This is a genomic window from Plesiomonas sp. (assembly GCF_051652165.1).
Classification (GTDB): domain Bacteria; phylum Pseudomonadota; class Gammaproteobacteria; order Enterobacterales; family CAMTGL01; genus Plesiomonas.
Genome location: NZ_JBOFTR010000004.1, coordinates 451,264 through 476,017, shown reverse-complemented (window position 1 = coordinate 476,017; position 24,754 = coordinate 451,264). Strand labels below are relative to the sequence as shown.

The 24,754-nt window shown below is 39.8% G+C and carries 24 protein-coding genes, 3 tRNA genes and 1 other annotated feature; of the genes, 22 read left to right on the top strand and 5 right to left on the bottom strand.

The window, feature by feature from the left end:
- Nucleotides 1-156 precede the first annotated feature (156 nt).
- Nucleotides 157-627: a DUF1456 family protein gene (locus tag ACRC53_RS04575; RefSeq protein WP_438642367.1), complete on the top strand. Its 471-nt coding sequence runs from the start codon at nucleotides 157-159 to the stop codon at nucleotides 625-627.
- 77 nt (nucleotides 628-704) lie between these two features.
- Nucleotides 705-1,580 carry a D-alanyl-D-alanine endopeptidase gene (gene pbpG / locus ACRC53_RS04570; protein WP_438642366.1) on the top strand — a complete coding sequence of 292 codons (876 nt, stop codon included), beginning with the start codon at nucleotides 705-707 and terminating at the stop codon, nucleotides 1,578-1,580.
- Between the two features lie 105 nt (nucleotides 1,581-1,685).
- On the opposite strand, the gene ACRC53_RS04565 is transcribed toward pbpG, so the two are convergent.
- On the bottom strand, nucleotides 1,686-1,886 hold the full coding sequence (locus tag ACRC53_RS04565) for a hypothetical protein (protein ID WP_438642365.1): 201 nt from the start codon (nucleotides 1,884-1,886) through the stop codon (nucleotides 1,686-1,688).
- A gap of 256 nt (nucleotides 1,887-2,142) precedes the next feature.
- Between ACRC53_RS04565 and ACRC53_RS04560 the strand changes: the two genes are divergently transcribed.
- From ACRC53_RS04560 to ACRC53_RS04550, 3 genes are all read left to right on the top strand, one after another.
- Nucleotides 2,143-2,219, top strand: a tRNA-Val gene (locus tag ACRC53_RS04560).
- A gap of 27 nt (nucleotides 2,220-2,246) precedes the next feature.
- Nucleotides 2,247-2,323, top strand: a tRNA-Val gene (locus ACRC53_RS04555).
- An 83-nt stretch (nucleotides 2,324-2,406) separates the two neighbouring features.
- Nucleotides 2,407-2,483, top strand: a tRNA-Val gene (locus ACRC53_RS04550).
- A gap of 114 nt (nucleotides 2,484-2,597) precedes the next feature.
- Here the strand turns inward: ACRC53_RS04550 and ACRC53_RS04545 are convergent.
- Nucleotides 2,598-3,968: an MATE family efflux transporter gene (locus ACRC53_RS04545; protein ID WP_438642364.1), complete on the bottom strand. Its 1,371-nt coding sequence runs from the start codon at nucleotides 3,966-3,968 to the stop codon at nucleotides 2,598-2,600.
- A gap of 242 nt (nucleotides 3,969-4,210) precedes the next feature.
- Here ACRC53_RS04545 and ACRC53_RS04540 point away from each other — a divergent pair, with 242 nt between their 5' ends.
- The 3 genes from ACRC53_RS04540 to ACRC53_RS04530 are packed head-to-tail and all read left to right on the top strand — an operon-like array spanning nucleotide 4,211 to nucleotide 6,516.
- The gene (locus ACRC53_RS04540; protein WP_438642363.1) at nucleotides 4,211-4,873 is read left to right on the top strand and encodes a riboflavin synthase subunit alpha; all 663 of its coding nucleotides are present in this window, start codon (nucleotides 4,211-4,213) and stop codon (nucleotides 4,871-4,873) included.
- On the top strand, nucleotides 4,873-5,532 hold the full coding sequence (locus ACRC53_RS04535; RefSeq protein ID WP_438642362.1) for a hypothetical protein: 660 nt from the start codon (nucleotides 4,873-4,875) through the stop codon (nucleotides 5,530-5,532). The genes ACRC53_RS04540 and ACRC53_RS04535 overlap by 1 nt, the downstream gene beginning before the upstream one ends.
- Nucleotides 5,533-5,565: 33 nt before the next feature.
- A complete protein-coding gene (locus ACRC53_RS04530; protein ID WP_438642361.1) occupies nucleotides 5,566-6,516 on the top strand; it encodes an adenine-specific methyltransferase EcoRI family protein in 951 nt (316 codons plus the stop codon).
- Nucleotides 6,517-6,593: 77 nt separating this feature from the next.
- Here ACRC53_RS04530 and hxpB read toward each other — a convergent pair whose 3' ends face one another.
- Nucleotides 6,594-7,241 (bottom strand): hexitol phosphatase HxpB, encoded by a 648-nt coding sequence (hxpB, locus tag ACRC53_RS04525; RefSeq protein ID WP_438642360.1) that lies wholly within the window; start codon nucleotides 7,239-7,241, stop codon nucleotides 6,594-6,596.
- A gap of 71 nt (nucleotides 7,242-7,312) precedes the next feature.
- On the bottom strand, nucleotides 7,313-8,191 hold the full coding sequence (locus tag ACRC53_RS04520; RefSeq protein WP_438642359.1) for a fructosamine kinase family protein: 879 nt from the start codon (nucleotides 8,189-8,191) through the stop codon (nucleotides 7,313-7,315).
- A gap of 604 nt (nucleotides 8,192-8,795) precedes the next feature.
- Between ACRC53_RS04520 and thrS the strand changes: the two genes are divergently transcribed.
- From thrS to ACRC53_RS04460, 12 genes are all read left to right on the top strand, one after another.
- Nucleotides 8,796-10,724, top strand: a complete 1,929-nt coding sequence (gene thrS, locus ACRC53_RS04515; RefSeq protein WP_438642358.1) for a threonine--tRNA ligase — start codon at nucleotides 8,796-8,798, stop codon at nucleotides 10,722-10,724.
- Between the two features lie 4 nt (nucleotides 10,725-10,728).
- Entirely contained in the window at nucleotides 10,729-11,271 is a 543-nt protein-coding gene (gene infC, locus ACRC53_RS04510; RefSeq protein ID WP_438642493.1) for a translation initiation factor IF-3, read from the top strand.
- 90 nt (nucleotides 11,272-11,361) lie between these two features.
- Nucleotides 11,362-11,559, top strand: coding sequence for a 50S ribosomal protein L35 (gene rpmI, locus ACRC53_RS04505; RefSeq protein ID WP_010863568.1), 198 nt, complete (start codon nucleotides 11,362-11,364; stop codon nucleotides 11,557-11,559).
- Between the two features lie 38 nt (nucleotides 11,560-11,597).
- Entirely contained in the window at nucleotides 11,598-11,954 is a 357-nt protein-coding gene (gene rplT, locus ACRC53_RS04500; RefSeq protein ID WP_438624108.1) for a 50S ribosomal protein L20, read from the top strand.
- Between the two features lie 86 nt (nucleotides 11,955-12,040).
- Nucleotides 12,041-12,172, top strand: a sequence feature (Phe leader region).
- Between the two features lie 195 nt (nucleotides 12,173-12,367).
- Nucleotides 12,368-13,354 (top strand): phenylalanine--tRNA ligase subunit alpha, encoded by a 987-nt coding sequence (gene pheS, locus ACRC53_RS04495; RefSeq protein WP_438642357.1) that lies wholly within the window; start codon nucleotides 12,368-12,370, stop codon nucleotides 13,352-13,354.
- Between the two features lie 18 nt (nucleotides 13,355-13,372).
- The gene (pheT, locus tag ACRC53_RS04490; protein ID WP_438642356.1) at nucleotides 13,373-15,760 is read left to right on the top strand and encodes a phenylalanine--tRNA ligase subunit beta; all 2,388 of its coding nucleotides are present in this window, start codon (nucleotides 13,373-13,375) and stop codon (nucleotides 15,758-15,760) included.
- A gap of 4 nt (nucleotides 15,761-15,764) precedes the next feature.
- Entirely contained in the window at nucleotides 15,765-16,061 is a 297-nt protein-coding gene (gene ihfA / locus ACRC53_RS04485; protein WP_438621973.1) for an integration host factor subunit alpha, read from the top strand.
- Between the two features lie 235 nt (nucleotides 16,062-16,296).
- Nucleotides 16,297-17,334, top strand: coding sequence for a succinylglutamate desuccinylase (gene astE / locus ACRC53_RS04480; RefSeq protein ID WP_438642355.1), 1,038 nt, complete (start codon nucleotides 16,297-16,299; stop codon nucleotides 17,332-17,334).
- Nucleotides 17,334-18,329 carry a vitamin B12 ABC transporter permease BtuC gene (gene btuC / locus ACRC53_RS04475; protein ID WP_438642354.1) on the top strand — a complete coding sequence of 332 codons (996 nt, stop codon included), beginning with the start codon at nucleotides 17,334-17,336 and terminating at the stop codon, nucleotides 18,327-18,329. The genes astE and btuC overlap by 1 nt, the downstream gene beginning before the upstream one ends.
- A gap of 48 nt (nucleotides 18,330-18,377) precedes the next feature.
- On the top strand, nucleotides 18,378-19,139 hold the full coding sequence (gene btuD, locus ACRC53_RS04470) for a vitamin B12 ABC transporter ATP-binding protein BtuD (protein WP_438642353.1): 762 nt from the start codon (nucleotides 18,378-18,380) through the stop codon (nucleotides 19,137-19,139).
- 97 nt (nucleotides 19,140-19,236) lie between these two features.
- Nucleotides 19,237-19,728: an NlpC/P60 family protein gene (locus tag ACRC53_RS04465; RefSeq protein ID WP_438642352.1), complete on the top strand. Its 492-nt coding sequence runs from the start codon at nucleotides 19,237-19,239 to the stop codon at nucleotides 19,726-19,728.
- A gap of 77 nt (nucleotides 19,729-19,805) precedes the next feature.
- Nucleotides 19,806-20,081, top strand: a complete 276-nt coding sequence (locus ACRC53_RS04460; protein WP_438642351.1) for a DUF2960 domain-containing protein — start codon at nucleotides 19,806-19,808, stop codon at nucleotides 20,079-20,081.
- Between the two features lie 176 nt (nucleotides 20,082-20,257).
- On the opposite strand, the gene cspE is transcribed toward ACRC53_RS04460, so the two are convergent.
- On the bottom strand, nucleotides 20,258-20,467 hold the full coding sequence (gene cspE / locus ACRC53_RS04455; RefSeq protein ID WP_438621967.1) for a transcription antiterminator/RNA stability regulator CspE: 210 nt from the start codon (nucleotides 20,465-20,467) through the stop codon (nucleotides 20,258-20,260).
- Between the two features lie 664 nt (nucleotides 20,468-21,131).
- Here cspE and ACRC53_RS04450 point away from each other — a divergent pair.
- Together ACRC53_RS04450 and ACRC53_RS04445 are read left to right on the top strand one after the other, a co-directional pair.
- Complete coding sequence (locus ACRC53_RS04450; protein WP_438642350.1) at nucleotides 21,132-21,764, top strand: transglycosylase SLT domain-containing protein; 633 nt, start codon at nucleotides 21,132-21,134, stop codon at nucleotides 21,762-21,764.
- A gap of 1,578 nt (nucleotides 21,765-23,342) precedes the next feature.
- Nucleotides 23,343-24,746 (top strand): amino acid permease, encoded by a 1,404-nt coding sequence (locus ACRC53_RS04445; RefSeq protein WP_438642349.1) that lies wholly within the window; start codon nucleotides 23,343-23,345, stop codon nucleotides 24,744-24,746.
- Nucleotides 24,747-24,754 lie beyond the last annotated feature (8 nt).

Genomic DNA, 24,754 nt, shown 5'->3' with positions numbered 1-24,754 from the left:
CATTGGCAATCAATAGACTAAAATATTCTTACATTTTATCAGCTAAATACGGTGTAATGCGAGATTAATATTGATACTCAGTGATATTACGGTTGTGCTAGTATGCGCACGTTTCTACACCAATATGGCATTGCTCTTGAACTAATTTGGAACGTTATGATTAATAATGATGTTTTACGTAGCCTACGTTACAGCTTGCAACTCAGTATTGCTCACATGTTGCGTATTTATAGCCATGTTGGTTTAACGGTTTCTACAGATACGTTAAATGGTTGGCTAAAAAAAGAAGATGAAAATGCTTTCATTGATTGTGATGATAATGCATTAGGTGCGTTTTTAGATGGCTTAATTCTTGAATTGAGAGGCCCTTCTCCACATTCTTCAACTAATACGGTAACAGAAAAAGAACCACTAACAAACAATGTTATTTTACGTAAAATCAGAATTGCACTGCAATTACAAGATGAAGATATGCAGGCTATTCTGTCTGCTGCTGAATTAAGAATTTCAAAATCAGAGTTAAGCGCGCTTTTCCGTCAAAAAGGGCATAAGAACTATCGTCCTTGTGGTGATCAGTTTTTACGCAATTTTTTGAAAGGGTTAGCGCGTACTAAACGCGTGTCGTAGAGCAAATAACATATGTACTGGAATAATTTTCAACCACTATACTTGTATGTTAATCAAACGAAAATGATGGAGCATCTATGAGCAAAAGGAGTCGTATTCTGAGTGTTATTTGTGCACTAACGCTCTCTGTATTGGTCACAAGCCTCACTCCGGCAGAGGCATCATCATCGTCAGGCTCATCGTTAAAACTTGCCTCTGCAAGTGCTTTAGTGGTTGATACGCGTAAAGGAAAGACACTGTACGCTAAAAATCCGAATAAAGTTGTGCCTATTGCATCACTGACTAAATTAATGACAGCATTAGTCGTTTTAGACTCAAAACAGAACCTAAATGAAGTTATTACTGTTGACCAGCGTGATCGCGATACGTTAAAGCATACTCACTCAAGGATTAAGTTTGGTACAAAAATAACACGCCGTGATGCGCTGTCTCTTGCGTTAATGTCATCTGAGAACCGAATGGCATCAGCATTAGGTCGACACTATCCTGGCGGAAAACCTGCTTTTGTGAAGGCAATGAATAGAAAAGCAAAAGCGTTAAAAATGACACGATCTCGCTTTGCTGATCCAACAGGCTTATCAACAGGCAATGTATCAACCGCAAATGATTTAGCTAAATTGGTAAAAGCAGCTTATGCACAACCTTTGATTCGTCAGTTTACACAAACTGAAAATCGAGAAATGCACTTTAATACACCTTCATACGTATTACAATTTGTGAATACGAACCCATTAGTCAGAAATGACAGTTGGAATGTTCGTTTAAGTAAAACAGGTTATACCGATGAAGCGGGGCGTTGTCTGGTTATGCGAGCGCAACCAGGCCGAGATGATATCACTATTGTATTGCTTGACTCAGTAGGGAAAAGAACCCCAATGGGGGATGCCAACCGTATTCGTCAGTGGTTAGAAGGCAGTAAACCAGCAAAAATTCCTGTAGCAGCAAAGCGTTAATACCCATTGTTGTATTAATCACGGTATTTTTTGATAATCAAACGGCTACTGTATACCTCTAGTAGGTTAAACAGTAGCCGTTTTTTAACATCGCTTATACTCTTTTTAGCTCTGACGGTGTGTATTACGATGGAAATGCACACGAGCAAGAAAATAATCCTTCATATGTTCAGTCATATTTCCCATATATTGTTCAACTGAATGCCATAAAATCTCATCACTATTCATATCATCGACTTGTTTACGTGCGAGTTGGTCAATAGCAGTCATTTGTTGTTCAGTTAACGTAGTCGTTGAACTTGTCATTAGAGTGCTCCTGTTCATTAAAGCAAAATTAGAGTAAATCATGCTAACAAATCACTATTACGGTCAAAAATGGTTTTGTGTAATAGCGTATATTTTGTAGACACACAAGTGCAGTGAAAAGCAGCAATTTGGCTATATTTAGTGCAAACAGTTCACTTGATTTGTTTTTTTGATATTTCAGGCTTGCCAGCACTGAGGTTCATCGTTAATATTCACCTCGCTTTCTGGTTATGGAAAACATAAATTTCTATAATGTGCGTCCTTAGCTCAGTTGGTTAGAGTACTACCTTGACATGGTAGGGGTCGGTGGTTCGAGTCCACTAGGACGCACCATAAAGTAAAATATAGTCAATGTGTCATACACCCATAGCTCAGTTGGTTAGAGCACTACCTTGACATGGTAGGGGTCGGTGGTTCGAGTCCACTTGGGTGTACCAATAACATATTTACACTCTCATACATGTTAGTGAATAAATATGAGATGATTATAAGGTATTTACTTTAAGTACATGTTTACTTTACACCCATAGCTCAGTTGGTTAGAGCACTACCTTGACATGGTAGGGGTCGGTGGTTCGAGTCCACTTGGGTGTACCACATTTTAGACAAAGCCCGCATAATGCGGGCTTTGTTGTATCTGAATGCTCTCTTCTCGTAAAAAAGCAGCACTTTGTGCTGTTTTAAAATCGAAAAAAACATTAACTCGTGATGTTAGCGGCTTGCCATCTCTAAAATCTTATGACTATCTTGACGTTGTAACCAACGAATACGCAGGATAAAGAGCAGAGCAGCAGTGGTTAATCCGGTAATAAAGCCAATCCAAAAACCGTGTGCTCCCATCGGTGCAACAAGATAATCTGTTCGGCCTAATACATAACCAATAGGTAAACCAATCAACCAATAAGAAATAAACGTGATCACAAAAATTGCACGGGTATCTTTATAACCGCGTAATACGCCACTGCCAACCACTTGAATAGAGTCAGAACACTGGTAGATCCCTGCAAACACCATCAACTGCACAGCAACATGAATGACTTGAGGATCACTGTTATAGATATTGGCAATATTTTCACGGAATAGGATAGTCAAGATCGCTGTAGACATCGCTAACATAAATCCAACTACTAGCCCAGTAATAGCCGCTACACGTGCATCATCAGGCGATTTTTCGCCTAAACGGTGGCCAACACGAATCGTTACGGCGATCCCCATAGAGAGCGGTAACATAAAGACCATCGAGCTAAAGTTCAGCGCAATTTGATGCCCAGCAACAATTGTTGTACCGAGCGGAGAAACTAATAGTGCAACTACAGCAAACAAAGTCACTTCAAAAAACATCGCCATCGCAATGGGAAAACCCAGCCGCATTAGCTTAATCAGTGTTTTACAATCGGGTCTTTCCCAATGAGTAAACGCATTAATATCACGATAACTGTGCGCGCGTGTTGCATACAGCATCATCATGATAAACATTGACCAGTAAACCATTGCTGTTGCAACACCACAGCCGACACCACCAAGTGCTGGCGCGCCAAACTTGCCGTTAATGAACACATAGTTGACTGGGATATTAATCAGTAAGCCCACAAACCCAATGACCATGCCAGGCTTTGTTTTAGAAAGCCCTTCATTGAACGATCGCAGCACCGCAAACATCAAATAACCGGGTACACCCCACATAATGACCTGTAAATAACGCACAGTAAGGTCAGTAAGATGGGGGTCAATGTCCATTTGCTCGACAATAATACGGCTGCCATACAGCACTAACATGATAGGAATAGAGATCAGCCATGCCATCCAAAACCCTTGGCGTACTTTATGACCGATTTTATCACGTCGACCAGATCCATTGAGCTGTGCGACAACGGGTGTTAATGCCATTAGCAACCCATGCCCAAATAATATAGCAGGCAGCCAAATAGATGAGGCAATGGCGACAGCTGCCATATCCGTAGCACTAACTTTACCTGCCATCACAGTATCAATAAACCCCATAGAGGTTTGTGCTACCTGAGCAATTAACACGGGGATAGCCAGTTTTAACAAATTTTTAGCTTCTAAACGATATCGTTGCACAAACACTCCGCATTGAAAAACAGCACGCCGTTGACAACAATGTATTTTTTGTCAGCAGAAAATGCCGTGATAATATCACCCTCGAATCAGAGTAAACCCACTAATTCTACTGGTTAATTCTGTTGTAGCAAACAATTACGCTAAGGTTTCGTTTTGCATTAAAAATCGTTGCTGTATCCGCTAAAATAGACAGTCTAAACTGCTGCTTTAGCACTTCATCATCAAAAATCGAGAGACCGATCATGTTTACAGGAATCGTGCAAGGAAAAGCTCAACTCATTTCCATTACAGAAAAAGACCATTTCCGTACACATGTTATCTCGTTGCCTAACCACTTATTGCACCAACTCACAACGGGAGCATCGGTTGCACACAATGGTGTATGCCTGACAGTGACACAGATTGATGGAAACAATGTCAGCTTTGATCTAATGAAAGAGACGCTGCGTATCACCAATTTAGGGCTATTGCAGTGTGGTGATTGGGTTAATATTGAAAGAGCGGCCTGTTTTGGTGATGAAATTGGTGGGCATGCAATGTCAGGGCACGTTATGGCAATGGCAGAAGTGGTACGAATACTCACATCAGAAACTAATCATCAAATCTGGTTTAAATTGCCTGTTGAGCTAATGAAATATGTGCTCGATAAAGGCTATATTGGTGTTGACGGTATCAGTTTAACCGTTGGGGAAACCACGAAATCACGTTTTTGTGTTAATTTAATTCCTGAAACCCGTGAGCGGACTACGCTTGGACAGCGTCGTTTAGGGGAAAAAGTCAATATTGAAATTGATCCGCAGACCCAAGCCATTGTTGATACTGTAACCCGTATTCTGGCAACACAACCTGTGGCAACACTTAACCCCTCAGGATTCACAACAGCCCCTACAAAGAATTATAAATAATGATGAAGGTTTTGCTCAGTTGGAGCTCAGGTAAAGATGCTATGCTGGCCTTGCTGCGGATGCAAGAAGATCCAAATTGTCATATTGTTGGATTGTTCACGACCTATTCAGCATCAGAGAATGAAGTGCCTATTCAGGGTACACCAATACATGTGGTTCGGTTACAAGCACAACGCATGGGCTTACCGCTAATTGAAATTCCGCAACCTGTTTGGCCAAATAACCGTGTTTACACAACCTCTGTGGTTGAAGCACTACAGCAAAGTCAGCTAGATTTTGACACATTAGCTTTTGGTGATCTGTTTCTTGACGGCATTGCAGAGTTTCGTCGTAGTTACCTCGAACCACATGGGTGGCGTACATATTTTCCACTGATGGGGCAGCCTACCACTGAGCTGGCACAAGAGATTATTGCTCGCAACATAGAGACCTATTTAGTCAGTATTGATACGACACAGTTATCAGGCCATTTTTGTGGTCGGCGTTTTGATAGCTCGTTATTAAATCAATTACCTGTACAAATAGACTTGTGCGGAGAGCGAGGAGAGTTTCACACTCTTGTTATTAATTCACCGGCTTACACGCATCCGCTAATCGTTAAGTGGGAAAATATTGAGAAACAAGAGCGTTTTTATTTTCAGCGTTATACAGCAGTATAAAAAGCATGAATAGTTATATGAAACGGGCTATTAATGGCTAGAAAAGCAACGAATGAATTATTGCAAAAAGCAAAGAAATCAAAGAGTGATGAGTTTTACACACAGCTTTGTGATATTGAGAGTGAATTGCAACATTATAAGATACATTTTAAAGATAAAGTTGTTTATTGTAATTGCGATGATCCACGAGTAAGTAATTTCTTTAAATATTTTGTTAATAACTTCGAAGGGCTAGGTCTCAAAAAAATAATAACATCTTGTTTTATAAGTAATGATAACGACAGTGGGTTTTTCTTTGAGTATAGCAATACAAAAGAAGAAAAAAATAAAATCAGCTCACCCAATGTTTTACCTTATGAAGGGGATGGTGACTTTCGTAGCGTAGAGAGTATTGAATTGCTTAAACAAGCAGATATTATTGTTACAAACCCACCATTTTCATTGTTCAGAGAATATGTTGACCAACTGGTTAAATATAACAAACAATTTTTAATTATTGGGAATGTAAATTCAATAACATATAAAGAGATTTTTACGCTAATTAAAGAAAATAAAGCTTGGTTAGGGATACACCTAGGTAGAGGTGTTTCTGGGTTTATTGTTCCTGAGCATTATGATCTTTACGGAACAGAAACACGCATTGATCACTTAGGAAATAGAATCATTTCGCCAAATAATTGCTTATGGTTAACTAATTTAGATGTTTTTAAACGTCATGAGGATATTCCTTTATCCAAACGATATTTAGGAAATGAGGAGGAATATCTAAAATATGATAATTATGATGGGATTAATGTTAATAAGACAAAAGATATACCACTAGACTATAAAGGTGCGATGGGGGTGCCGATTACATTTTTACATAAGTTTAATCCAGAACAGTTTGAGATAATAAAGTTTAGAAAAGGTGATGATGGTAAAGATTTATCTATTAATGGAAAGTGCCCATACTTTAGAATACTTATAAAAAATAAACGATTATAAATTAAGTTTCCTTAAGGAATATGTAATTAATAAATGTTGTATCCTGATATCATGGCAAATTAGGATACACATAAATACTATTTCAAATGCAAATAATTTACTAACTGTAAACTCGGCAAGCAGTAATCAGCAATTGACCATTTTGGATCATCTAATAATAGTTTCTCAGGGATCACGACTGTCTTCATACGCGCAGCTTTAGCAGAAATGAGCCCCGGTAGTGAATCCTCAAATGCAACGCATTGTATTGGTTGAACATGTAAGGCCTGTGCACATTTAAGGTAAACCTCTGGATGAGGTTTTCCATAAGGTAGCGATTTTGCTGACTCAATAGCATCAAAACAGTCTGTTAAGCTAAGAGCTTCAAGTACCTGATGAATTAATTCTAGTGGTGAAGAAGAAGCTAATCCAATTTTCAAATCACACTTATGGCACAAGCTTAGTACATCTGTTACACCGGGCATTATGGGCTTATAACGTGCAACCAAATTACCAACTTGCTGAACAATCTGTGCAACAACAGCTTCTTTACTGATACCTGACCAAGGAAAGCGGCTATACCATAGATTAACTATCTGATCGATACGTACACCCGTCGTTAATAGTGTATCTTGTAATGTAATATCAACACCGAGTGGACGTAATATATCAATTTGAGCCTGTTGCCAAAACGGTTCAGAATCAACCAATAATCCATCCATATCAAATATGGCTGCCTTTAGCATTCCATCACTCCTTTGAAATAGTACAACTATCTATGCAATATTATGTATATTCATCATGATAAATATCAATATCAAGAGTGAAAAATCATTCGGTCGATCACGGTTTGCGCGTGTGCTAAATAATGTCCACCAAACAAATTGCATAAATTCAGTAAATGATAAAGTTGATAAATGCTCTTACGCTGATTATAACCAGCGGGAAGGGGGCTTAAACGCTCATAAGCCTGCTGAAATGTTGCGGGTAACGGTGTGAATAACGTATTCGCCAGCTCACTTACCGCAATATCACACTCTCTATCGCCCCAATAACAAGCCGGATTAAAAACCACTGGTCCGGTTGATGAACTTCCACAGTGTGTGCTTAACAAATTTCCAAGCAGTAAAGAGGGCTCAATCGTATGCCCAGAGAGAATATCTCTAACGTATAATACAATCTGTTTGATATCTCCAAAATAAATGCCTTTTTCTTGGCACAGCTGTAATTGCCAGCCAATACGTTGTTCAGCAAAAAAAGTGTCCCAACGAAGTTGCCAGCTATTAGGCTGTGGAGTACAACCTAAATTATTGTCCTCATCAAACCCAAATTTTAACTGCTCACCCCATAAGTGCAAACAAGCCAATTGAGCACCTAACTCTGCGGCATCTATCGTATTGAGTGGCGCAAGGTCAATATACTCCATGAGCAAAAAACTTTTATTTCTGAATACACCAACAGCATAAGGGGTGGGTGCACGCACGGTTTCTGTGCTACTTAGTAATGAAAGTGCATCGTATTCACTTTGAAATTGCGATAGGGTAGTGAGATCATTTACTTTAACAAAAACAGGGTGATGCCCATTCGAAATTCGATAATTTTCAGATATCTCACTCCCTCGTAGCACAGTTTTTTCTGAAATCACATAAGTATATTGGAAGTGTTCACTTAACAACGTACAGACTGTATGCCACATAGTATGACCCCTTACGTAAAGTGATAGGGAAAAGTTACCGCTGTGTTATGTTAGTTCAATCAAGTCGTATATTAATTAAGTATAATCTCTGGATTAGCGCACAATTGAGCACATTGTGGTATTAAATATAAACAAAAAGCTTTGGCTTACAAAAAGTGATGTGAATACGTTATGCATTGTGTCGTGTTTCAATGCGTTTATGTAATGTAGTGTTATACCTCATTTTTAAATTTATTCCCATTATTGTAGTTCATACAGTTTAAGCTTGTAGCAAAGGCAATTGTGGCCGATAGCGAGCCTGGCAATCGAGTTTTTGTTTGGATAATTCACGCATAGAGTAAGGAAATAGCACGTATTCGGTTAGTTGATGACCAATTGGTAAATATTGCACACATCATAAGGGTGCAATTGATCTTTTGTTGGTGTTAACATCAACTTATCAGGTGGCTATTGATAGATATAGCAAGAGAACATCTGTGTACTAAGTTGTGTACCAATGTAGTGATGGTTTATTAGATTTATACACAACAAACTGTAAATTAACGATTATTAAAGCTGTATGTGATCTTTCGTGTGGGTCACCACTGCAGAATAAGGAATCATTATGCCTGTTATTACCCTTCCTGACGGCAGTCAGCGTCAGTTCGATCATGCTGTTTCTATTATGGATATCGCGCGTGATATCGGCCCAGGTCTGGCGAAAGCCTGTATTGCCGGCCGTATTAACGGTGAACTGGCTGATGCCAGCGATCTGATCGAACAAGATGCACACGTTGCTATTATTACGGCAAAAGATGATGCGGGTGTCGAAATTCTACGACACTCCTGCGCACATCTGTTAGGTCATGCTATCAAGCAGTTGTGGCCAGACACCCGTATGGCAATCGGCCCTGTCATCGACCACGGTTTTTACTACGATGTGGATATTGACCGTACCTTAAGTCAGGAAGACTTAGATCAGCTTGAAAAGCGCATGCTTGAGCTGGCGAAAAAAGATTACGATGTCATCAAGAAAAAAGTGAGCTGGCAAGAAGCCCGTGACACATTTGCTACACGCGGTGAAAATTATAAAGTCGCCATTCTTGACGAAAATATTGCGCGTGATGACCAGCCGGGTCTGTATCACCACGAAGAGTACGTTGATATGTGCCGTGGCCCGCATGTGCCTAACATGCGTTTCTGCCACCATTTTAAACTGCAAAAAACTGCAGGTGCATATTGGCGTGGTGATAGCAGCAATAAAATGCTGCAACGTATTTATGGTACGGCGTGGGCAGATAAAAAACAGCTAAGTGCTTATTTACAGCGTTTAGAAGAAGCAGCAAAACGCGACCATCGTAAAATCGGCAAGCAGCTTGACCTGTATCATATGCAGGAAGAAGCACCGGGTATGGTCTTTTGGCACAATGATGGCTGGACTATCTTCCGTGAGCTAGAAGCGTTTGTTCGCATGAAACTGCGCGAATATGACTACCAAGAGGTCAAAGGCCCATTCATGATGGACCGCGTGCTGTGGGAGCGTTCAGGTCATTGGGAAAAATACGCTGAAGCAATGTTCACCACCTCATCAGAGAACCGTGAATACGCCATTAAGCCAATGAACTGCCCAGGCCACGTACAGATTTTCAACCAAGGTTTGAAATCTTACCGTGATCTGCCACTGCGCATGGCTGAATTTGGTTGCTGCCACCGTAATGAGCCATCAGGCTCACTGCATGGCCTAATGCGTGTACGCGGCTTCACCCAAGATGATGCCCATATTTTCTGTACTGAAGATCAAGTACAAGAAGAAGTAACCAATTGTATTAAAATGGTTTACGACGTCTACAGTACTTTCGGTTTCCAGAATATTGCAGTAAAATTATCAACACGTCCGGAAAAACGCATTGGTTCCGATGAAACATGGGACAAAGCAGAAGAGGGTCTGGCCGAAGCACTGCGTGCAAATGGCTTAGATTTTGATCTTCAACCGGGTGAGGGGGCATTTTATGGCCCTAAAATTGAATTTACTCTGCATGATTGTTTAGATCGTGCATGGCAATGTGGTACTATCCAGCTCGACTTTGCACTGCCAGGTCGTTTAAATGCCTCTTACGTTGGTGAAAATAACGAACGCCACGTACCAGTCATGATTCACCGTGCAATTTTGGGTTCACTCGAGCGTTTCATCGGTATCTTAATCGAAGAGTACGCAGGGTACTTCCCGTCATGGCTAGCACCGGTACAAGCGGTTATCATGAATATTACTGATAACCAAGCCGATTATGTACGCGAATTGACCGAAAAGCTGCAATCTGCAGGTCTGAGAGTAAAATCAGACTTGAGAAATGAGAAGATTGGCTTTAAAATCCGCGAACACACTTTACGGCGTGTACCGTATATGCTGGTTTGTGGCGATAAAGAAGTGGAAGGCGGCCAAGTCGCCGTACGCACCCGCCGCGGTAAAGACCTAGGCAGTATGAATGTTGACGAATTCATTGCTCATTTGAAGCAAGAAATTCGCAGCCGTAATTTGAATCTTTTAGAGGAATAAGCTTATTAAAGGCGCAAAACGAGTTCAACCGACGCGACCAAACCGTATTAACGAAGAGATTCGCGTCCGTGAAGTCCGTCTGATCGGCGTAGACGGCGAGCAAATCGGTGTTGTTAGCATCCTTGATGCTCGTGAAAAAGCAGCAGAAGCAGGCGTTGATCTAGTAGAGATCAGTCCTACAGCGGAGCCGCCAGTTTGTCGTATCATGGATTACGGCAAATTCCTTTATGAAAAGAGCAAGGCTGCGAAAGAGCAAAAGAAAAATCAAAAAGTTATTCAGGTTAAGGAAATTAAATTCCGTCCTGGTACAGATGACGGCGACTATCAGGTCAAACTACGCAACCTGATTCGTTTTCTGGAAGAAGGCGATAAAGCTAAAATCACACTGCGTTTCCGTGGTCGTGAAATGGCTCACCAACAAATCGGTGTTGAAGTTCTTAACCGTATCCGTGACGACTTAGCAGAACTTGCTGTAGTTGAATCGTATCCGAGCCGAATTGAAGCACGTCAGATGATTATGGTGCTCGCACCTAAGAAGAAACAGTAAGGCATATACAAGTAGTTTATGTTGGCATTTCGATGCCAACATAGCTCGCCTAGCTGGTTCGTTTCAATTAACAATGCGGAGTAGATACTCATGCCAAAAATGAAAACCGTGCGCGGTGCCGCTAAGCGCTTTAAGAAAACTGCTTCTGGTGGTTTCAAGCGTAAGCAGTCTCACCTGCGTCATATCCTGACTAAGAAATCGACTACTCGTAAGCGTCACCTACGTCACAAGTCCATGGTTGCTAAGTCCGACCTGGTTCTGGTAGTAGCGTGTCTGCCGTACGCATAACATTTTTTTTTCAGGTTTAAGACGATTAGGAGATAACCATGGCTCGTGTGAAGCGTGGTGTGACTGCACGTGCACGTCACAAAAAAGTTCTGAAAGCAGCGAAAGGTTACTACGGTGCCCGTTCTCGCGTTTATCGTGTTGCTTTCCAAGCAGTAATTAAAGCAGGCCAATATGCTTACCGTGACCGCCGCCAGAAAAAGCGTGTGTTCCGTCAGCTGTGGATTGCACGTATTAACGCTGCAGCACGTCAGAACAGCATGTCTTACAGCCGTTTCATCAACGGTTTGAAGAAAGCTTCTATTGAAATCGATCGTAAGATCTTGGCTGATATCGCAGTATTCGACAAAGTAGCATTTGCTGCTCTGGTAGAAAAAGCGAAAGCAGCACTGGCATAAGCTAGTTCAATAGGTAAGGGAGGCATTGCCTCCCTTATTTTTTTACTTAAAAGCGTTAACTGATACAGCCAATACATTACAGAATGACTTATTATTCCAGCATCATCTTTCGTTTCTTTTTTTGCTTTATCCCCCAATAAACAGGGAGGATTGCTTCGCGTTGAGAAAAGAAACGAAAGACGAATGCAAAAAGCCTCCCAATGGGAGGCTTTTTTGTTAGGTAATTGTAGATTTTACAGCAGTAATAATAGAACAACGCTCTAAAATGGCACAGTATTAAAGACGGCAAACGCTGATTTAATCATGATAGGGTATTAGCATTTGGTGAATAGACAGGAAAACGATAATATCCTTGTTTATTGATAAGTTACAGTTACGAGCAACTCCCTATATGGGGTAATTGAGGAATACACATGCAACAGCAATTAGCAGAATTAGTTGCACAAGCTCAGGCCGCTATTGAGCAAGCGAATGATATCGCGGCACTAGATACGGTGCGTGTTGAGTTTTTAGGTAAAAAAGGGCACATGACTCTGCAAATGCAGTCTTTACGCAATGTGCCAGCAGAAGAGCGTCCAGCCGCAGGTCAGGTAATTAACCTTGCTAAACAGCAAGTACAAGATGCATTAAATACAAAAAAAGATCTGCTTGAATCAGCTGCCCTCAATGCTCGTTTAACTGCTGAAACTATTGATGTTTCTCTACCAGGTCGCCGTATTGAAAACGGAGGCTTGCACCCTGTAACACGCACTATCGAACGTATTGAAACTTTCTTCGGTGAGTTGGGTTTCAGTGTGGCTAACGGCCCCGAAATTGAAGATGATTTCCATAACTTCGATGCCTTGAATATTCCGGGCCATCATCCGGCACGTGCTGATCATGATACGTTTTGGTTTGATGCACGCCGTTTGCTACGTACGCAAACCTCTGGTGTGCAGATTCGTACCATGCAAAATGAAGAGCCGCCAATTCGCATTATTGCTCCAGGCCGTGTTTACCGTAACGATTATGATCAAACCCACACGCCTATGTTCCATCAGGTTGAAGGTTTAATGATCGATAAAAATATCAGTTTCACGCAGTTAAAGGGTATTTTGCATGACTTCCTGCGTAATTATTTTGAAGAAGATTTGACCATTCGCTTTCGCCCATCTTACTTCCCGTTTACCGAACCTTCTGCAGAAGTTGACGTTATGGGTAAAAACGGCAAATGGTTAGAAGTGCTCGGCTGCGGCATGGTACACCCAAGTGTGCTACGCAATGTAGGAATCGATCCTGAAGTGTATTCCGGTTTTGCATTTGGTATGGGCGTAGAGCGTTTAACCATGTTGCGTTACGGTGTCACTGATTTACGTTCTTTCTTTGAGAACGATCTGCGTTTCCTTAAGCAATTCAAATAATTTCGGGAGTCGAATACAATGAAATTCAGCGAATCTTGGCTACGTGAGTGGGTTAATCCTACAATTAGCACCGAAGAATTATCAGAACAAATTACCATGGCAGGCTTAGAAGTTGATGCTGTTGAGCCAGTTGCCGGTGCATTTAGTGGTGTCGTAGTTGGGCATGTAGTTGAGTGTGCGCAGCATCCTGATGCAGATAAACTGCGAGTCACTAAAGTTGATGTGGGTAACGACACTCTTATTGATATCGTTTGTGGTGCACCAAATTGTCGCCAAGGCCTGAAAGTCTGCTGTGCAACCGTAGGTGCAGTGCTGCCGGGTGATTTCAAAATAAAGAAAGCCAAACTACGTGGGCAACCCTCTGAGGGTATGCTGTGCTCTTTTGATGAGCTGGCAATTCCGGTTGAATCTGACGGTATTATTGAATTACCGGCTGATGCGCCCGTTGGCATGGATATACGTGAGTATCTAAAACTCAACGATAACGCGATTGAAATCGGCTTAACACCAAACCGTGCTGATTGTTTGGGTATGGCGGGTATCGCCCGTGAAGTGGGTGTACTGAACCGTTTACCGGTGACTGAGCCAGCGATTAACCCCATTGTTGCAAGCATTGAAAATGTGCTACCAATCAAGGTGAATGCACCTCAGGCTTGCCCGCGCTATTTAGGTCGAATTATCAAGGGGATTAACCTTAATACCGCAAGCCCATTATGGATGCAGGAAAAACTGCGCCGCTGTGGTATTCGCTCGATTGACCCGGTTGTTGATATCACTAACTATATGTTGCTTGAGATGGGGCAACCAATGCACGCATTCGATGAAAGCAAAATCGATGGTGGTATTGTTGTTCGTATGGCAGAAGAAGGTGAAAAGCTAACACTGCTCGATGGCAACGAAGTGACATTACGCAGTGATACATTAGTTATAGCTGACCATAAACAACCACTAGCAATGGCCGGTATTTTTGGCGGTGAGTACTCAGGTGTAACGGCAGATACGCAAAATGTGTTACTTGAATGTGCCTTCTTTAGCCCACTGAGCATCACAGGCCGAGCACGTGCTTATGGTTTGCATACGGATTCATCGCACCGTTTTGAACGTGGTGTTGATCATGCCATGCAGTATAAAGCGTTAGAGCGTGCCACTGCATTGCTACTTGAGATTTGTGGCGGTGAAGCAGGCCCTGTTATTGATGTGACTTCTGCAAGCTATTTGCCACAAGCTGCGACTATTACGTTACGCCGTCACAAACTTGATTCGCTGATTGGCTATGTTATTGAAGATAATGTAGTTACTGATATTTTAACCCGCTTAGGTTGTCAGGTCAGCAAGACAGCCGACGGTTGGACGGCTATTGCGCCATCTTGGCGTTTTGATATGGAAATTGAAGAGGACTTGGTCGAAGAAGTGGCCCGTATCTTCGGTTACAACAATATTCCAAATGAAGCTCCGTTGGCTGAGTTGCGTATGAATGACCATAAAGAGTCAAACTTACCGCTTAAGCGAGTTAAAGCAGCATTGGTAGATTGTGGTTATCAAGAGGCGATTACTTATAGCTTTGTTGATCCGAAAATTCAGGCTTTATTGCATCCAAATGAAGAAGCAATGATTTTGCCAAACCCAATTTCTGTTGAAATGTCGGCAATGCGTTTATCTCTATGGTCTGGTTTATTGGGCGCAGCGGTGTACAACCAAAACCGTCAGCAACCTCGTGTTCGCTTGTTCGAAAGTGGTTTACGCTTTATTCCTGATGCTAGCGCAGAAAACGGTGTTCGCCAAGAAACGATGCTGGCAGGTTTAATTACCGGTAATCGTAATGGTGAGCATTGGGCTCAAGAGAGCAAAACGGTTGATTTTTTTGACCTAAAAGGGGATTTAGAAACAGTTCTGGAGCTAACTGGACGTTTAGCAGATATTAAATTCCAAACGACATCTAACCCCGCTCTGCATCCTGGGCAAAGCGCAGCTCTGTTTTTAGATGGCGAGCAAATTGGTCTGATAGGCGCTTTGCACCCAGAGCTTGAGCGTAAGCTGGATCTTAACGGCCGTACTATGCTGTTTGAAGTGCAATGGGATAAAATCTCTCAACGTGTGATCGCTTCTGCACAGAGTATTTCACGTTTCCCTGCAAACCGCCGTGATATTGCAATTGTGGTAGATGAAGCTGTTTCAGCACAAAATATTGTTGATGAATGTCAGAAAGTTGGCGGAAATCAGTTAGTTGGCGTAAACTTATTTGACGTGTACCGTGGAAAAGGTATAAATGATGGTTGTAAGAGCTTGGCAGTAAGCCTCGTTCTGCAAGATACTTCCCGTACACTGGAAGAAGAGGAAATTGCTAACGCTGTGTCTAACATAGTGGAAGCGTTAAAAGTAAGATTTCATGCATCCTTGAGGGACTAAATCTATGGCACTCACCAAAGCCGAAATGGCAGAGAATCTATTTGAAAGCCTCGGACTCAGTAAGCGAGATGCCAAGGATCTGGTTGAAGCGTTTTTCGAGGAAATCAGAAAGGCTTTGGAGAATGGCGAACAGATTAAGCTGTCTGGTTTCGGAAACTTTGAGCTTCGTGATAAAAACCAGCGACCTGGGCGTAATCCGAAAACCGGTGAAGATATTCCGATTACAGCCCGTCGGGTTGTAACCTTTAAACCGGGGCAAAAACTAAAGGCACGTGTTGAAGGCACGGATGTAAAAGAGTAAATAGGGTGATATTGCGCGTATATAGCGCGCATTTGTCTGCTATTTATTTTTTTAGTGCATCTATATTCAGATGCTGATTATTCAGCAATCGTGCTATTTATCCCTAAAAGGCTACCGTATTTATGGTAGCCTTTTTTAATCGCTCTTTGAGCACCGTATTTTACGTTATATGCTCTACGCTAGGATGGCGAAAATTGAACAGTGCGAAATTTGGCGACATCAACGGAGGTTTTTTATGCGACTGGTTGAGTTGTTAAATGGTGACTTTTTAAGTCTTTCATTAGTAAATGAGTGGCACTTAACGGCTAGTGAGTTTACGTTAAACAACGGTACAAAAGTCTCTATCTGGGATACAGGGGTTATTATATTTTCACCCCAAACATATTCTGAACGCGATATTATTTTGTCATGTGGTATACATGGTAATGAAACCGCACCTATCGAGCTGTTATCTGATTTAGTTCAGACATTACTGCTGGAAAAATGGCAAGTAAATCAGCGGGTGATGTTTATATTTGGTAATCCTGCAGCAATTAATGCCAATGTACGTGAGGTTCGTGATAACTTAAACCGGTTATTCAGTGGTGCACACCTTGGTGGACGCTCACGTGAACGCGATCGAGCAGCAAAACTCGAAGCCTATGTTGATCGATTTTTTCGCGAAGGTGGAGCAACTCGGGCACGTTATCACTATGATCTTCATACTGCTTTACGCAGTTCACTGTATGAAAAATTTGCTATTTACCCTTATTTACATGATTCTGCTCACAATTTAGAACAACTCGCTTTTTTATCGGCCTGTGGTATTAGTGCGGTCGTACTAATGAATGCACCAAGTACAACCTTTAGCTACTTTTCAAGCAAAGAGTTTTCAGCGCATGCATTTACTCTTGAACTGGGTAAGGCTGCACCTTTTGGGCAAAATGCCCCTCATGCATTAACGTTGTTACGTACACAATTGATAAATTTTTGTGGTCAGATTGATTATGTATGGCCGCAATCAGTAGCCGAGGTAAATGTATTCGCTGTTTATCGCGAGATTCGCCGTAATAGTGATGATTTTCGATTTTTGTTTTTAGATGATCTCCCTAATTTTGCCTTTTTTCAAAATGGTGATCGGTTTGCTGTTGATGGCGATATAAACTACTGCATTGAACAACCCCAAGAGACCATTATTTTTCCTAATCTCAATGTTGCAATAGGGCAGCGTGTATGTCTGACCGCTATCCCCATTTCTATTCCACTTCTTTTACAGAATAATCTTAAATCCTAATGTCTTTTTACTCTTTAATGGAATTACAGCATCGTCGCTGTCGTCAAAAAATAGTTGTGATGAGTGCTATTTTATTGTTGATGATGCTATTTAGTTTAATGGTGGGTGAACAGTGGTTGTGGCCAACGCAATGGAATACACCTATTGCGCAAATGCTGGTTTTTGAATTGCGTTTACCGCGCATGATAACAGCGTTGTGTGTTGGTGGTGCACTGGCTATTGCTGGGTCATCAATGCAAAATTTGTTTGCAAATCCATTAGCCGAACCTGGACTACTTGGGTTATCAAATGGTTCAGGGGTTTTACTCGTTATTGTGATGTGGTGGTTTCATGGTTTCCCTCCAATTTGGTTAGTGAGTTTGTTATCCATTATTGGGGCACTGGTTATTACTTTGTTTTTATTGTGGCTCGCGCATGTAAAACGATTAAATAATGCACGATTGCTGTTAATGGGAGTTGCATTTAGTATTTTAAGCGGTGCAATGATGACATGGATGGTATATCTAAGTGATGATTTGAGCTTACGCCAGTTAATGTATTGGATGATGGGTAGTTTTAGTGGCGTCAGCTGGAGTCAGCTAGTGATGTTACCCTTGTTATTATTACCAGTAGCCTGGTTACTTCGGCAGTCAGCCTCATTTAATTTACTTTTGTTGGGAGAATCATCAGCAAAGCAATTAGGGTTAAATATTCGTTGGTTACGCGTGACGCTTGTTATTGCTGTTGCTTTTATTGTTGGAACAAGTGTTGCGTTAGCCGGAGTAATTAGCTTTGTCGGATTAATTATTCCCCATTTATTACGCCTTGCTGGTTTTACTGACCAACGCTATTTATTACCTGCATGTTTCATTGGTGGAGGAATAGCTTTGGTATTTGCAGATTTATTGGCGCGGTTATCATTACAAGCAGCAGAGTTACCTGTAGGTGTCGTAACTGCGAGTATTGGTGCACCATTATTTGTTTGGATGCTGTTAAGTCAATTAACAACAGATTAATACGCATAAAATAAATATACATCTATTTTCATCTCAATAAGGTTATATATGTTAACGTTACTGAGCGTTTGTTTAAATAAGCGATTAAAACATATTTCAGGGCAAATAGAGCCGAATAAAATAACTCATTTAATTGGGCCTAATGGGGCAGGGAAAAGCACGTTACTTGCTGTAATGGCTGGTATGTTAACACCTGATAATGGCAGTGTACGTTACATTGATAATGGCATAAATGAAGATATCACACAGTTGTCACTGCATGAATTAGCGCGTTTTCGAGGATATTTAGTACAGCAACAACTGCCTGCTATGGATATCCCTGTGTATCAATATATTTATGCACACTATCAGGGGGTAGCATCATCTGTTGTTGAGACGACTATTATTATGTTAACTGATAAGTTGCTATTAACAGATAAACTACCGCGTCGAATATCACAACTATCAGGGGGCGAGTGGCAGCGAGTTCGTTTAGTCTCTGTTTTTTTGCAAGTTTGGCCAACTATCAACCCTGCTATGAAGCTGTTATTTTTAGATGAACCAATGACTGCTCTTGATGTTGCGCACCAAGTCATTATTAATGATTTACTAAAAACATTAATAATACAAGGTGTAACTATTATTATGACTGGGCATGATCTTAATCATACATTGTGTAATGCTGATAATGTGTGGGTCATATCAGAAGGTCTGTGTATTGCATATGGAAATACAGACTCAATAATGACTGAGGCATTGTTATCATCAACATATGGCGTACCTTTCAAGTGTATGAGCATTGAAGGTCGGAAGATATTATTGACACCATAACAGCTGTCATATTTATGGTGTTACTATAAGTCAGTAAGAATAAAGTGACACTGTCACTTACTGGCTGTTTTAAAAAATAAAATAATGGTAATGATATATGATTAGGGTATTTCCATTTCGCTTTGCTAGTTTAGCCATTACAGTACTCTTATTAGCAGCATGTTCCTCTTCTCCGGTAAAAAAAAGCACATCGATTAAAGGTTCACTCGGTGATCCCATTATGGTTATTGCTGCACTACATGAACAGCTTGATGATTGGTATGGAACACCCTACCATCTTGGTGGAATGACAAAACAAGGTGTTGATTGCTCTGGTTTTGTTTCAGTAACATTCAAAGACCGTTTTGCTCTTGGCCTACCGCGTACAACCAAAGAACAAGCACGTAAAGGCGCTAAAGTGACGAAAAGTGAACTTCAACCTGGTGATCTTGTTTTTTTTCGCACCGGAAGAGGGCCTAATGGGTTACATGTAGGCATTTATGCAGATGATAATAGCTTCATTCATGCATCAACCTCTTCAGGCGTGGTGAAATCATCAATGAATAATCCGTATTGGCGACAAGTGTATTGGCAATCTCGTAGGTTATAAGATCAAACAATAAAGTAGAATACTGTATTTAATAAAAAATTTTAGTATAGTGAATGTTTTGCTATCAGGGGAATTTAATGGCCCGCAGAATTGTTTATACATTTAAAGGAAAAACAAAAGAAATTCCTTTTGCTTATACACAGTACCACGATATGTATGAGGCAGTAGCTAAAGCCGAGTGTATTGATTTAAAAGCATTTATTTTGATGGAGCAACAAGTTGCTGCAACATCAAAAGGTTCAAAAGCAGTAAAAGACTTCCGGCATAACTACTTTCTGACATTAGGTTTTTCAGTGATTACGTTTGTAAAAGATGAGAAAGAAGAGCAGGGAGTTGTGAATAAACGACAATAAGAAAAGAGAGATTGTATAAACTAAGGCACCGAATAGGTGCTTTTTCTATGTAATACGATGAAGGCCCTGTATTTTTATTCTAAGCAAAGAGAGTGGGTTCAGTAGATATAAAAAAAGCATCCCTAGGGATGCTTTTTACTTTTAGTAAAACAAAAGTCTTACTAAAGAAGGCTCAATTACAGCTTGATTACGTTAGCTGCTTGAGGACCTTTCTGACCTTGTTCAACGTCAAAAGAAACCTTTTGACCTTCAGCCAGAGTTTTGAAACCTTCGCTCATGATAGCACGGAAGTGAACGAATACGTCAGCGCCGCCGTTATCTTGAGTGATGAAGCCAAAACCTTTCTCTTCGTTGAACCACTTAACGGTACCAGTAGATTTAGACATTTTAGTCTCCTGAAAATCTTTTATTTAAAGTTAAACATTACGCATAGCGCGTTCTAGCCAGAATAAAGAAATATTTATGATGACCAATTGAACGAAAATCTTCAGGACAACTACTAACAAAGTTAAGCGGTGTAGCGAAGCGTTCAGAATCAAATTGTTGCATAAATAAGGTCTGCTTTACAGGCCGGAATGGATGTTACCACAGATTAGCCTCTTGTACATACTTATTTGCTTGGTTTTCATAAATTTTTCGTAAACTCAAAACTAACAACAGAACGTTGTAATGCGCACTGCCGCTTGATTATAGCTTATAATCCACAGACATCCACAAGTCATTAATGAAATTTCGTGATAAAAGACCAATAAGTTGTTTTTATTTAAAAAAAGACATCGTTTTATAAGAATATGAGAAAGAAAAGGGTGGTACTGGTTATTTTACACTCATATTTTTGATGGTCATTTATGAAGCAATGAGTAATCTAGTCTGTTTTTTTTATGTTAAGCAAACTAAATTGAAAAGCAGTGAAACTAATAATGATGAAGAGGAGGAGTGCAATAACTGATCTAGTTCACATTTCAATCATTTCCATTACAAAGTATAATGCAGAGATTGCTATGATTTTCTTCTAAAATTTTTGTATCTCTGAGTATTAGTGTATCATTTATGAATAAGCCACGTTATTGGTTTGTGTTGATCTTGTTTACGCTTGCTCTTGCAGGTTGTAGCAGCTCAAGCAGACACACTTCAAAACAACCCAGTTATCAATATACAACATTAAGCCCACAGGCTAAATGGTATATGTCTTCTATAAAAAAATCATCACGTCGCTATGGGGTTGATGAAAAGTTGGTTATTGCACTGATACAGATTGAGTCAGGGTTTAACCCTAATGCCATTAGCCGTTCAAATGCTATTGGGTTAATGCAAATTAAACGCGAAACAGCAGGACGAGAAGTGTTTCGTGTTTATAAAAATAGCTCAGGTATGCCAACAAAAAGCTATTTACTTAACCCAGCAAATAACATTGATATAGGTACTGCATATTTAAGTATTTTACGTGATAAACAATTGGCGGGTATCCGGCATCCTAAAAGTATGCATTATGCAATGATGGCAGCATACAGTAATGGTGCTGGTGCATTGTTACGCTCCTTTCATCCAGATAGAAAAAAAGCACTGCAAAAAATTAATCGCATGAGCCCTGAACAAGTTTATCGGTATATCAATACACAACATAACGATCAACAAGCGAGACGTTATATTTATAAGTTAAACTCAATGTATAATGCGATTTAATTAAACAATACTTATTTAACATATAACCGTGGCTTGATTGTCACGGTTTTTTCTATCTATTCTTACCTATAAAGCATTAGACCAGTGCAATAATGAAAATGAATTGATTTTTTTGCTGCGTCTAAAATTTATCGGGTGTTATACACGTAGCTTATATCTTAAATCGCCATTGTCATTTGTTTTCGTTATTGACTGATTTGTTTTTAACCAGATCAATGGTTATTTATATCATTTATAGTGAATAATTGAATAAAGAATCACAGTAATCACTGCCTACTATTTTGTGTATATTGCTATAAAATCGCTTCTATTAATCCCCCATAGTTTTCATCCCATATTAAATATAATTGATTGTCTTTTAAGATGCTATTTTAGTATTTAGTGTACAAATATATTTTATATGACATAGAGAATTGAGCAGTTACTTTTAATGAGTAAATATAAAAACCTTGAACACTATAAGCGTAGTGTTAATTTGTCATGAGTGGTATTAGCCATGTTGTTGTACACAATAACAGAGCAGTCAATGTGAGTGGATAACGAGATAAAAATGATAATTATCTCTAAACATCAGCGTTCTGATTGGCTATAAATCACCCATTTAGCAGTAAGCTTTTTTGATAAACAAAAGAGCCACTATCTAGGACACAAGAACAAGAGGGGATTGTTATGATAATTTGATGTGATCAATCTCGATTATGTTGATTCAATTCTCGTTTATACATATTCAAAACTGACAGTGTTTTATATTTTTATAACTGCAATTGTGCTTTACATGCTTTAGATTTTACGTAGCGCGATCAGTTTGTTACGCATTTAGGCTAGTAGACGATATGATAAGTGATGAGCTGCGATTTAACCTACCTAAAGTGCACGATGTTAACATGCCAATATCGTATGTTTTGATTGATTATCTTACGGTTATCAACGTAGCAGTCATTTCAAATTATCCTTTCAAGAAGGGTGGGTTCTTTATACAACAACCTAGTATACATTTTTACTTATGTGATTACGTACTATGTACAGTATGCTTCGCATTAAATTGATTTAACATAATATACATTGTGCGCACTAGTGATGTGCGTATAAGATTATGTGTAATACTAAGAACATTTTTGTGTTAGTTGAAAACATTAATCTAAAGATACAAATACAACACTTAATTTATACAAAATATAAACAACCAGAAGATTGATCGCGCTATGCAAAATCTGACTCTACCTCTCACTATATAAGGCATGAATTTAATGCTGCGCACAGTATAAATTTGTTTATATGATAAATAATATACGTATTATCTTGGTTATTGAATTAAAAAATAGACGTTTAGTATATTAATTAATCTTTTCTGCTCTGCTTTAGAAGCAACTAGCTTGTTATTTAATCATGCAAAATTAAATACTTCGCTTCTAAGAAATCCTTTGCTGATATAGCGACATGTGCGTAAAATTTGCGAGTATTCAATGACATTAGTGATTATTCATTTTTATGATAAAACACATTGTCCATAATATAAAATGCTTGGGGCCGATATAGTGATATCGGCTTGTTTAGACCATTCTTCAGGATCTCCCGACATTGAACAAAAAACTTGGTCTTGGTGCATTAACTGCACTAGTACTTAGCTCCATGGTTGGTGCTGGTGTTTTTAGCCTACCTCAAAATATGGCAGCCGTGGCTAGCCCTGCTGCTTTGCTCATCGGTTGGAGCATCACAGGTGTTGGTATTATTTTTCTAGCACTCACATTATTACATTTATCACGTTTACGACCCGATCTTGAAGGTGGCATTTTTACGTATGCTCGTGAAGGATTTGGTGAGTTTATAGGTTTTTGTTCTGCTTGGGGTTATTGGTTATGTGCTGTCATTGCTAACACCTCTTATTTGGTTATTTTATTTGCAACATTAAGCTTTTTTACTGATAGCCCAGGGCATGTCATTTTTGGTGATGGTAATACATGGCAAGCTTTATTGTGCTCATCTGCCCTACTTTGGATTGTTCACACAATGGTTTTACGTGGTGTACAAGAGGCCACAAGTATTAATAATTTAGCCACAATTGCTAAACTTATTCCATTGTGTATTTTTATTATTTGTGCAGTTTTCTTTTTTAAATGGGATACGTTCCATATTGATTTTACGGGTATAGCATTAGGTACACCTGTATGGCAACAAGTCAAAGAAACAATGCTGATTACCGTTTGGGTGTTTATTGGTGTTGAAGGTGCTGTTGTTGTGTCCTCTCGTGCAAAACACAAACATGACATTGGCCGGGCAACTATGCTAGGTTTGTTATCAGCATTAGGGATCTATTTATTGGTAACATTATTAGCTGTAGGAGTAATGCCTAGATCTGATGTTGCTTTATTACGCAATCCTTCAATGGCAGGTATGCTTGATTTAATGATTGGCCCTATGGGTAAAATCATTATTAGTCTGGGACTAATTACCTCTGTCTGTGGTGCATATTTGAGTTGGACCATTTTAGCTGCTGAAGTTCCTTATGTTGCTGCACAAAAAAATGCATTTCCACGTTATTTAGCAAAATTAAATAAAAATGGATCTCCATCTGCGTCTTTATGGTTAACGAATAGTTGTGTTCAGATTGTATTATTGCTGATCTATTTTTATGGTGGAACGTACAGTTCTTTATTAACGATTGCCTCTGAAATGGTATTAGTGCCCTACTTTTTAGTGGGCGCTTTTTTGCTTAAAATTGCGATAGAACGAAACAGTATACTTTTAAAAACAATCAGTTGTGGTGCATGTACTTATGGTATATGGCTATTGTATGCATCAGGGCTTCCTCATTTAATGTTATCTGTTTTAATGTATGCTCCGGGTATGCTGCTTTTTTTCTATTCGAGAAAAAATAATATTGATGTTATCCCTCTAGAGCGTGTTGATCGGATGGGCGTTGTAATGTTGTTGCTAGGTATATTGCCTGCAACATGGATGTTGTATCAAAACTTACATTCATAACACTTAAA